7 protein-coding genes and 5 pseudogenes are annotated in these 10,738 nt (G+C 58.0%); 1 reads left to right on the forward strand and 11 read right to left on the reverse strand.

What is annotated here, in order from left to right:
- Positions 1-35: 35 nt before the first annotated feature.
- The 6 genes and pseudogenes from tnpB to AC1RU4_RS25975 form a co-directional block, all read right to left on the reverse strand.
- The gene (tnpB, locus tag AC1RU4_RS25950; protein ID WP_492894723.1) at positions 36-395 is read right to left on the reverse strand and encodes an IS66 family insertion sequence element accessory protein TnpB; all 360 of its coding nucleotides are present in this window, start codon (positions 393-395) and stop codon (positions 36-38) included.
- A gap of 25 nt (positions 396-420) precedes the next feature.
- Positions 421-1,523, reverse strand: a pseudogene (locus AC1RU4_RS25955) (IS3 family transposase).
- 133 nt (positions 1,524-1,656) lie between these two features.
- A complete protein-coding gene (locus tag AC1RU4_RS25960; RefSeq protein WP_492894725.1) occupies positions 1,657-2,046 on the reverse strand; it encodes a DUF6165 family protein in 390 nt (129 codons plus the stop codon).
- A gap of 20 nt (positions 2,047-2,066) precedes the next feature.
- Positions 2,067-3,524: a glycosyltransferase family 9 protein gene (locus tag AC1RU4_RS25965; RefSeq protein WP_492894727.1), complete on the reverse strand. Its 1,458-nt coding sequence runs from the start codon at positions 3,522-3,524 to the stop codon at positions 2,067-2,069.
- Entirely contained in the window at positions 3,524-5,710 is a 2,187-nt protein-coding gene (locus AC1RU4_RS25970) for a hypothetical protein (protein WP_492894729.1), read from the reverse strand. The genes AC1RU4_RS25965 and AC1RU4_RS25970 overlap by 1 nt, the downstream gene beginning before the upstream one ends.
- Before the next feature lie 713 nt (positions 5,711-6,423).
- Positions 6,424-6,591: pseudogene (locus AC1RU4_RS25975) on the reverse strand (integrase core domain-containing protein); the annotation flags it as partial.
- A 78-nt stretch (positions 6,592-6,669) separates the two neighbouring features.
- Here AC1RU4_RS25975 and AC1RU4_RS25980 point away from each other — a divergent pair.
- Complete coding sequence (locus AC1RU4_RS25980) at positions 6,670-7,632, forward strand: IS1595 family transposase (protein ID WP_492894731.1); 963 nt, start codon at positions 6,670-6,672, stop codon at positions 7,630-7,632.
- Here AC1RU4_RS25980 and AC1RU4_RS25985 read toward each other — a convergent pair.
- The 5 genes and pseudogenes from AC1RU4_RS25985 to tnpC all read right to left on the reverse strand — a co-directional run.
- On the reverse strand, positions 7,589-8,056 hold the full coding sequence (locus AC1RU4_RS25985; RefSeq protein ID WP_492894733.1) for a hypothetical protein: 468 nt from the start codon (positions 8,054-8,056) through the stop codon (positions 7,589-7,591). The two genes, AC1RU4_RS25980 and AC1RU4_RS25985, sit on opposite strands and share 44 nt — an antisense overlap.
- A 149-nt stretch (positions 8,057-8,205) precedes the next feature.
- Positions 8,206-8,400 (reverse strand): annotated as a pseudogene (locus AC1RU4_RS25990) (DDE-type integrase/transposase/recombinase); the annotation flags it as partial.
- A 30-nt stretch (positions 8,401-8,430) separates the two neighbouring features.
- Positions 8,431-8,583, reverse strand: a pseudogene (locus AC1RU4_RS25995) (IS3 family transposase); the annotation flags it as partial.
- Positions 8,584-8,621: 38 nt separating this feature from the next.
- Complete coding sequence (locus AC1RU4_RS26000; protein WP_492894735.1) at positions 8,622-9,239, reverse strand: plasmid pRiA4b ORF-3 family protein; 618 nt, start codon at positions 9,237-9,239, stop codon at positions 8,622-8,624.
- Positions 9,236-10,661: pseudogene (tnpC, locus tag AC1RU4_RS26005) on the reverse strand (IS66 family transposase); the annotation flags it as partial. The pseudogene tnpC and the gene AC1RU4_RS26000, both read right to left, overlap by 4 nt.
- Positions 10,662-10,738 lie beyond the last annotated feature (77 nt).

The raw sequence follows: 10,738 nt of genomic DNA on the forward strand, positions 1-10,738 counted from the left end.
GCGAGCGCTTCACAAGGGCCATGGCGGCCTGATGTTCAACCCCGCCGCCCCGCACACGAAATTCCTGACAGTCCCTCATGGACCCGGCGCCAGTCCAGACCCTCGAATAGGGCCTGCAGCTGCGCCCCCGTCAGCCGCAGCGCGCCGTCCTCGATCTTCGGCCAGCGGAACTCGCCATCCTCAAGGAGCTTGGCCACCCGCACCATGCTGGTGCCGTCCCAGAACACCAGCTTCACTCGATCGGGACGCTTAGCGCGGAACACATAGACCGTGCCCGAGAATGGATCGGCACCCATCGTCTCGCGCACCAGAGCGACCAAACCCTCGGCTCCCTTGCGGAAGTCGACGGGCCGCGTTGCCACCATGATCCGGACTGCGCCGATCGGCCCGATCATAGGCCAGTGACCTGCCACTGATTTGTCATCCAGCGGCGGTTAGAGCCTCGGCGGGTTTTGCGCGGGATTGCGCGGTTGAGATGAGATTGGCGGCGCAGTCCGCCGGCGGGATGTATCCGAGCGCCGAGTGAGGACGGCGCAGATTGTAGTCATCAGCCCAAGCTGAGATCCTGATCCTGGCATGGTCGAGGCCGAAGAATAGGGTCTCATTGAGTAGTTCGTCACGCATGCGGCCGTTGAAGCTCTCGCGGAAGCCGTTCTGCATGGGTTTGCCCGGCGCAATAAAGTACCAGGTGATCCGGTTCTCCTGCACCCAGGCGAGCATGGCGTTGGAGGTGAACTCGGTGCCATGATCCGAGACGATCATGCCCGGCTTGCCCCGGCGCTCGATCAGCACGGTGAGTTCGCGCGCTACGCGCTGCCCCGAGATCGAGGTGTCGGGAATGGCCGCAAGGCATTCTCGCGTGACGTCGTCGACGACGTTCAGGATGCGAAAGCGCCGCCCGCAGGCGAACTGGTCATGGACAAAGTCCAGCGATCAGCGCGCATTGGCCTTCGCTTCGACGAGGATCGACGCCCGGGTTCCCACCGCACGCCGCCGCACGCGGCGCTTGCGCACCGTAAGGCCTTCCTCGCGATACAGGCGGTAGATGCGGTTGATACCCGACGGCTCGCCGTCCCGCCGCAAGAGGACGAACAGTCGCCGATAGCCGAAGCGCTTCCGCTCGTTGGCGAGATCGCGCAGTTGCCCGCGCAGACCCGTGTCCGGCGGCCGGCACGACCGGTAGCGGACCATCTTCCGGTCAGCATTGACGATGATACAGGCCCGACGTTCCGACAGGCCCATCACGGCCTGCAGATGCGCGACTGCCTCGCGCTTGACGGCAGGCTCTACCATTTTTTTGAGAGAAGCTCGCGCATCGCGGCGGCATCCAACATCTGCTCGGCCAAAAGCTTCTTGAGCTCGGCGTTCTCGTCCTCGAGCTGCTTCAGGCGCTTGACCTCGGACACGTCCATGCCGCCATAGCGAGCCTTCCAGTTGTACAAGGTCGCTTCCGAGACCCCGTGCTCGCGCGCCAGGTCGGCGGTCTTCGCCCCAGCCTCATGCTCGCGCAGAACCGCAATGATCTACTCCTCCGTGAACCGTGCTCGCTTCATCTGTCCGTCCTTCAGAAGGCCGGACTCTAAATCTCCGTGGAGGAAAAACGCAGTGGCAAGTCACCGTCAGAAAAGACCGATACCCAAATTCAAAAAATGAACATTAAGTGACGTTCTGATAGCTCTTCTCCTCAACAATCTCAGATCCAGTCAAATTATTAATATTTTTTTTGATACGCGCGCGCTCATCATTCTTCATATAAACTTGCCTCGCGAGCTCTATGAAATTTGCACCAAATTCCTTCTGATGTTCGCAGGCCCGCTTTCCGTCTTCGATATCCCAAAGCGCCGCGTTTATCTGCTGCAAATCGTCGATTAGGCGATCGAGATCAGCGCTGGGGGCAATTTTCTCATTCGCCATATCTTCAAGTTTTGACAATTCGTGCTTGACATTCAAAAGCTTCGATTCATCAGAAATTCGTTGAGACTTTACCCGAAGAATAGTAATCTTATCAAATAGTTCTCCGACCGAGATCGGCGCTAGGATAATCATAACGTTCTCACTTTCGCTTTTTAATTCACAGACTCTACAATGCTATTCCGGGCAACCTCCCCCCTGAGTTCATCAAAGGCCGTTATTACTTCGGATACCGAGATCGTTTCAATGCAATTGCAACTACCATTCTTGAATATTTCAGGATTCTTGACTTCGCACGGCACGCAATCACCCTTCGCGCTGACGACTCGACTCAGGCGGCCAAGCGGCCTGCGGGTTGCGACTTCGGTTGGTGCGAAAACAGAAATCAGTGGGATTCCCAACGCATTGGCGATGTTCATAAGTCCACTGTCATTCGATAAAAAATACGAACAATTTGTCATCTGCCGAATCATATCTTCAATAGAACCCCCGGTCATATCTTCCGTGCCAGGAACATACTCGTCCTTCGTTCCAAAAGAGCAAACCCGCAACCCTCGCGACGTCAACGCCTCCGCCAATTCGGTAAAGCCATTCCAGCGCTTTGAAGCCCAATAGCCAGGCTTCGAGCCGCCATGCACTCCAACGATCTGGCCGTCCGTCCAATTATATTCAATCTCAGCAACAAAAAATTGCGTTAAATCTTGAGTATCAAAAGGAATTCCAAGAAGCTCTTCCGCAGCTTCGAAATTAAATAGGGTCTCATGACTCGTTTTGCCGGGAACAAAATTCTTCCAATCTCGGCTTCGCAGAACGCGATTAGCCTGAAAATTCATTCTTGCACTTCCAAAGCTATGCGTAAGAAATACTGTATCGTATGGCTTCCTCATAATTGTCGTTGAAAGTTGATATACGCTACTGACGTATTTAGAGTTTTGTAGCAAGAATAAACTTCCTGGATGATCCACGGCAACCACAATATCGACAGGATGACCGAGCCTAAGAGCAATATTTCGCACCATTGGGGCACAGTGCAGCATATTGCCAATGCCGGAACCGATACCGATAAGCAAGGGAGAACTGATCGCATCAAGAATCTGATTGACCGAACGCCGCTGCACGTCTTGGGAATAACGCTCTGAATTTTCCACAGCGCGTCGACACATTAACGCATAATATTCATCATCTTTATAGAGCTTAATGATCTCTCGCGCCCAAACGTCTGGATCCTCTGGAAGGACAATGCCGCTCTGCTCAAGCAAAAATGGAATATTTCCTTCGGTTGAACCAAGTACCGGCTTACCAAACCGATGCGCTTCAATGCACACACGGCTAAACGTTTCCTTAAAACGGTAGCTCGGCGCAGCAACCACTTTTGCGCGTTCATAAAGCGGCACCATATCAGCCACCTTATCTATGACCACAACATTGTTCGCACCGCGCTCTTTTACAAGACCAAGTGCAGCAACCTGCGATGACTGCGTTGAGATCGCAACGAAGGGAATGTCCGGACAACGACAAGCGACTTCGACGATCAGATCGAATCCCTTCTCTGGTCGCGAATTAACCAACAGAATAAAAGGGGCGTCGGGAAGGTTCGCAGGAAGAGAAGACATCAGCGATCCTCCACAAGTGAATAAATAACGGGAAACCGCATTCCATGAGCCTGTTCAATGACTCTCTGGGTATACCGAGAGTTTACAAAAATAGCGTTAGAATTTCGGACAATATAAGAAAATTCTTCCCGAGGGATTGGATTATCTGAATCGTCAAAAAATGTTTCGCTGGAAGCTCGCCCAAGGACTTCACGCCAAAAATAAATTCCATAAACAAAATAAATATTACTGTGAGCAAGCGCCTGCGCCACGGGAAACCCGAGGCCAGAGATGGCGTGAACGAAAGAGTAACCGTTTTGTAGAATCCAAGCACGTAGTTGGGCAGGCTCTTTAGGCACCTGCACTGCAGCCTCGACTCCAGGCGGAAGCTCGCTTTCCGATAGCGCTGCACTCGGATCTGTACCACCCAATATCGTTCGCATGCCGCGCTCACGGTAATAGGCCGATATAGATTGCATCGTATGTTCCGCACCGCCAAACTTCGCGCCACCATAGCGTGAAATCAGAAGTGCCTTGCGTCCCTCATAATCGCTCACGCGCCGACTGACATAAAAATCTACCCATGGAGCTAACTTGGCCGGCAAATCCGCAATTTCGTCGTCCAATGTAACGAGATTGCTGTCTACGAGATCCAAGATTGTTTCAACGCGCCACAACGTGACGCCATCATCAAGCTCGATACATCCAGCGCGAGAGTTTAAGCCCCCAAGCTGTGCGCTCCACGTAACGGTATCCAGACGCGGCTCAATCTCCGCAATCAAACCAAAAACGATCCAAGCGCCAGCAGGAGCAGCACCAGGAGAAAGCGCCTCTGCAATTTTCACAGGAGAACCGGGAGTGCCGTCCCGCTCAAGCCACACGATCTTCCCATCCGCGATATGGACACCAAACAAAGTTTGGTCACTATCGACATGGCTGCTCGTTAGACTCGAAAATACCCTTAGATTGTATATCGCGATTTCGTTGGTCGGCCAGCGCGTAAGGATTTCACGCGATAGCTCAAGAGCCTCCGCAAAACGATTCTGTTCGATCAGAATTTGGCTTTTGCTAACATAACCATCGGGCGAGTTAGGCACTCGTTCGATGAGATAGTCCGCTACTTTCAGGCCGAGCTCGGGGTGTCCGCTGTGTGCCAACGTTCGGCACATATAGGTTGGGTAGCGAATTTTCCCATCATCAAGCGCAAGCAGCTCTTGGGCAACTCCAACGAAGCGCTCACGTAGAGTCGCATCAGAACGATGACCACTGCGATCAATGGCCCGAACAAGCGTCTTGATCAACTCCAATCGAACCTGTAGCGGGTTCCACTTGGTGGCTCGCAATTGCTCGAAGAGCGCAATCGCACTCTCATGGTCGCCAACCAGCGATCTAAGCACAGCTTTATAGAACCGCGTACCTGGAACTCCTGGAAATAATGCATCACAGGCGGAAAGATATCGTTCAGCTACATCCAAACGACTCTGATAAATGCAAGCTCGACCCAAATCACGTAACAGCCCCTCCAGATCCTGCATTCCACTGAGATCAGTTGCAAATGCAGATAGCGTCGCCCAGTTTTTCGGCCCAGGACGCTTCCACTCCAATAAGCTCGCATCGAAAAGCTCTTTAAGCTGCGGCTTTCCCGGCAGCTTTTCGGGCGGCGGCCCCTGCAGCTTTTCGGGCGGCTTTCCCGGCAGTTTTTCGGGTGGCGGCCCCTGCAGCTTTTCGGGCGGCTTTCCCGGCAGTTTTTCGGGTGGCGGACCCTGCAGCTTTTCGGATGGCGGTCCCTGCAGCTTTTCGGGTGACGGCCCCTGCAGCATTTCAGACGGCCGTTTTAGTATCGGCTTATCCGATGTAATAACGCTCTTGGGATGATCCTGCGGCCACATTCGGAGTTGGGCGCCATCCTTGCTTCGAATCTCGGGCGGGACATAGATTCGAAACCCGAACTTGCCATCGCCAAAGCCCCTTGAACGTAATTGAGGCCGGTCCGCGCTAGCAACCATCGGCGGCAGTTGCTCTCCATTTACTTCTACTATGACTCTTAAACGCTTTTTAAGATTGGATTTATCCAGTATCCAGCCACTTACATAAGGACCATCACTACGCCCAAGCCAGCCGATAATCTTCGGGCCACGATTGGAAGAACCCTCGGATTTGGAAGGAGCCTTCACAGTATTTACTACAGGAGTTGTGACACTGCTCATTGATGAAATCTCTTGCCGAACATTACCGGTAAAAATCACGGAAAATCGATCAATATATCGTCGAGCGCCCCTTCAATTCCGGCATGATCAAGGTTCCATATTAAGGCGCCCCGTCCAACGCGCACTGAGTGGGGCGGAATAAAAATTTCGTTGCTTTATCTGCGATGAGCCAGAAATATTCAAGTATCCCAATCAAGTTCTCCCAAAGTTACTTGAAAAATCCCCAGCAATACAAACGTTTTATTGAAAATAAACTGAGCAATTGCATCAAAAGAAAATATATCTATTTGAATGGATTGCTTAATATCGCTTTATATCTTGGATATAATGAACGTCAGGCATCGCCTCTTTGGACATGCTCATGTTGATTCTGATCAGAGCCGTCATGCTACCATTAGCCATTCCCTAATTTTTGACAGAATCCGACCGGAATGGGAAGAGGTCTAGGTACGCAAATTTGACTCGGTTTCCGATGTCTGGGATGGTTTCTCGTGAAGTGGTGTAGCTGGCGCATTTTGGGTTTGTGTCTCGTTGATCAGAGCCAAAGTGTGCGCTGTTGGAGCCCGATGCACGTTCAACGATGAGGATGGCTTGTCCCTATTAAGTGGTCCGCTTTGCTCCCCGAATTTGGCCCAGCGGGAGTTGGAAAACCCGGGGGCATGTGATCCGAGACCATTTTCTGGACCGCCGGAGGCTGGAGTTTCCGGCCTGCTTCACGGCGGTGGGCTGGCTACGCCGCCGGAGTTCTGCAGCGAGATCGGGGGCTTGTGGCCGATGGCCCCATGCGGCCGATCTTCGTTGTAGTATCTGAACCAAGCCTCCATCTTTTCGGCCGCGTCCGCAAGCGTCAGGAACCAGTGGGCGTTCAGACACTCGGTCTTAGGTAGCAAGCGCACCAAGGCTTGCATTGCGCCGCCAATGAGAACATAAGGCGAACATTGTCAGGCTGAGGGACGGTCATGGCTCAGCATTTTCTTCTGTCGGCAGCGGCAAGGACGCTTTCGTTGAAGGCGATCTTCTCGGAAGGGGAGGACGCGGCTTATCGGCGATTCTGCCGTCTGCGCTGGCCGGAGACGGGCGGCGCCCCGGTCTGCCCGCTGTGCGGCTGCATCGATATCTATCATCTGACGACCCGGCGCCGGTTCAAATGTGCCGCCTGCTATCGGCAGTTCAGCGTGACGTCCGGCACGATCTTCGCGTCCCGGAAGCTGACCTTCGTTGATTTGCTCGGAGCGATCTGCCTGTGCGTGAACGCCTCAAAGGGGCTGTCGGCGGTTCAGCTCTCGCGGGACCTCGACGTGCAGCACAAGACGGCGTTCGTGCTGATGCGCAAGCTGCGCGAGGCTATGGCGGCGGAAACGCGGGAGGCCCGCCTGTCCGGAACGGTCGAGGTCGATGGGGCGGCCTTTGGCGGCCATGTCCGCCCCGCCAATCGGCGCGAGGATCGCGTCGATCGCCGGCGTCTCGACAATCGAAGCAGCAGACGCCGCGTGGTGGTCGTTCTTCGTCAGCGGCAAGGCCGAACCATAACCCGGACCTTCCTGCGAGAAGCCCAGGGCGTCGGGTTCGCTCGGGAACGGATCGTCCCCGGCTCGACCGTCGCGGCCGATGAAGTGGCGCACTGGGACCTGCTCGAGCCGCAGTTCAGCATGCAGCGGATCAACCATTCCGAGGCCTACAGCCGGGACGGAGTGTGCACCAATCTCGCCGAGAGCTTCTTCTCGCGGCTCAGGCGCATGATCGGCGGCCAGCATCTCAGGGTCGAAGGACGATATCTCGACGCCTATGCGACCCATGCGGCCTGGCTCGAGGATCACCGTGACGAAAGCAACGGCCGCCTGGCCGATCGATTGATCCAGGGAGCGCTGGGCGTGCCAATCAGCCGGGCGTGGAAGGGCTATTGGCAACGACGCGCAGCGTGATCGTATCGCCGGGCGCCCAGATGCACATTCCTTTGCGCTTCTCGATCATGCGGACGAGCCTGCGGCGTTTGGCATGGCGGAGCGCCTGGACGACCTTGAACACCACCGAGTTGCGCAGCGCCGTATCCGAGCTGTCGAGGCCGCGCTCGGCCATAACCCTCTCGGCAAGCTCGCGCGTGGTCAGCTCGCCGTCCACACCGAGGTGGCGGGCGCAGATATCGGCAATCTCGCCCTTCTTGAAGAAGCCGTGGCTGACCATGTACCGGGCACGTTGCCGTTCCGGCGCCGTGAACAGCTCAATCGTGGCGTTCACATGCGCCAGATCGTGCTTCGCCTGGGCAATCTGGGCCTCGTAGGTCCTGATCCGCCCAAGGATCTCGGCACGCTTCTCCGTCAAAGTCTGGACAACCAACAGTTCCGCCATGCCGCCATTGGAGCCGACCCGCCGCTCTCTATCCAGCCGCCAATTTGGTGCGCTTGCTACCTAAGACCGCAGACACTCACTCCGGAAGCGGCCGTTGAAGGTGAGGAGGGATCAGGAATTGATCCAGTGGATCAATTCCCCCGACGGAACATGAAGGCGTTGTCGGTGGGCTTGCCGGGTCGGGAGAAGTCCAGCGTCACCCCCTTCGTGTAGGCCCACAGATCGAGGTCGCGGGAGATGAACTCGCTGCCCTGGTCGACCCGGATGGTCCGCGGATAGCCCACCTTCGCGCAGACCCTTTCCAGGGTCGCCACCACATGCTCGGCCCGATAGCTGAAGCGCGGTGGCCTGCTGCCGGTTCTGTGGACACGAGGTTAAGCTAATTTAGCTCGCTCCTCGAACTCGACGGGGCTGAGATAGCCCAATGTCGAGTGCCTGCGGCGACCATTGTAGAAGCGCTCGATATAGTCGAACACATCGGCCCTGGCATCGTCCCTCGTCCTGTAGACCTTGCGTGCTGTGCGCTGTACCCCTCCGGCGAGGGCCACGGCTATTACTGGTCTGCTCAGTTGATCTGGCCTCGGCTTTTGGCGAAGGCGGCTTTGCCGATGGCGCGGCGTCGGGCGAGCTTTGCGACGCGGGCGCGGATGCGGTCATCGTCGATGAGAGCCGGATCGAATGGCGCCCCGTACCAGCGCATGAGTTCGACATGCTGCTCGTGGTCGGGATCGGCGATGGCTTCGAGGAAGAGCTCGAAGCCCGGGATACCGCCCACGTCCTCGGGCGGGGCGCGGCGCGCTCCATCGAGGTAGCGGGGATAATCCATGGCGGGATCGGCCGCGGCGGTCGCCTCGATCGTGATCGTGTGCCGCCAGTCGCCGCCGAAGTCATAGGTGTAGGTGAGCTCGGTGACGCCGCGGTCGATGAGGGCGCCGAGCCTCAAAGTCTTGGCGGAGGCGGTCCTGTCGCGCTGGCTGTCCCATTCCGGATCGGGGATGGCGAAGCGCTGCCCATCGATCCGGAACTCGAACAGGTGATAGTCCTCGAACGGCATTGCGGCCTGGATGACGTCGTGCACGGCTTTGAGCGACGAGGTGAGCGGCACCTCGACACGGCGCCAGATGGCGGGCTGCCAGTCGTCGAGCTCGATCTTCAGGCGCGCGACGCGGTCGACGTAGCTCATGCCGCGAGACTCCCGGGCTCCCGTGCAGCGCGCCAGTTCCAGGGCAAGAGTTCGGGGAGCTTGCTTTGCGGGGTGTCGGCGATGCGGGCGAGGACGTCGGCGAGCCAGGCCTGCGGGTCGATATCGTTGAGGCGGGCGGTGCCGATCAGACTGTACATGACGGCGGCGCGCTCGGCGCCGCGGTCTGATCCGGCGAACAACCACGCCTTGCGGCCAAGGGCGATGCCGCGTAGCGCCCGTTCTGCCGCATTGTTCGTGAGGCAAACGCGTCCATCGTCGAGGAAGCGGGCGAAGCCGTCCCAGCGGCGCAGCATGTAGTCCATGGCCTGAGCCACGGGCGCGTGGCGGGAGAGCCTGGTGCGGTGCTCGCGCATCCAGGCCTCAAGCTCGGCGACGAGGGGCACACTGCGCTCCCGGCGAACGGCACGGCGCTGACTGGCATCCATGCCGTTGACCTCGCGTTCGATATCGAACAGCGCGTCGATGCGGGTGACGGCCTCGAAGGCGATCGGCGAGATCGGCGCGGCGTTACGCCCACGCCGGCGGTTCGCCGCGATGTCGGCGAGCTCGAAGAACTTGCGGCGTGCATGAGCCCAGCACAGCGCCTCGACGATCGGTCCCGGCTGGCGGTCGGGCACCAGCAGCCGATTATAGCCAGCATAGGCGTCGGCCTGCAGGATGCCGGTGAAGCGCGTCAGATGCTGCTGCGGATGATCGCCGGAGCGATCACGCGACGCCTGGAACAGCACCGCCGGCGGATCGGCGCCGCCGAAGGGTCGATCGTCGCGCGCATACACCCAGGCCCGTCCGGTGTCAGTCTTGCCCTTCGCCAGGATCGGCACCGGCGTGTCGTCGCCATGGAGCCGCTGCGCCGCCAGGACATGGCGCTCGATTAGGGCATAAAGCGGCCGTAGAGCTGCGGCGCAGACCCCGACATGGTCAGCCAACGTCGACAGCGGCAGGTCGATGCCCTCGCGGGCATAGCGGCTCGCTCTGCCGGTTCAACGGCTGGTGCTGGCCGAACTTCTCGAACAGCACCATGGCGAGCAGGTTCGGCCCAGCATGGCCGAGCGGGATGACGTGGAACGGTGCCGGCGGCTGGGTCACCGCCTCGCAGGCCCGGCACGAGAAGCGCTCGTGCACGGTCTGGATTACCTTCCACTGGCGCGGGATCACTTCCAGCGTCTCGGTGACGTCCTCTCCGAGCTTCACCAGCCGGGACGAGCCGCAGCACGGGCAGCTTTCCGGTGCGGCAACGACGACGTGTTCGCGCGGCAGGTGATCGGGAAACGGTCTGCGCACGGGCCGCTTGCGCTGAAAGGCGGCGACGTTGGTCGGGCGCGCCGCCGCTTCCGCGGCTAGTTCGTCCTCGGGGGCGTCGGCTTCCAGGTCCTCGAGCTGCATCTCCAGCTGGTCGAGCAGGGGACTGTCAGGAATTTCGTGTGCGGGGCGGCGGGGTTGAACATCAGGCCGCCATGGCCCTTGTGAAGCGCTCGCCG

It is taken from the genome of Ancylobacter sp. GW821-FHT10E12 (assembly GCF_058809335.1).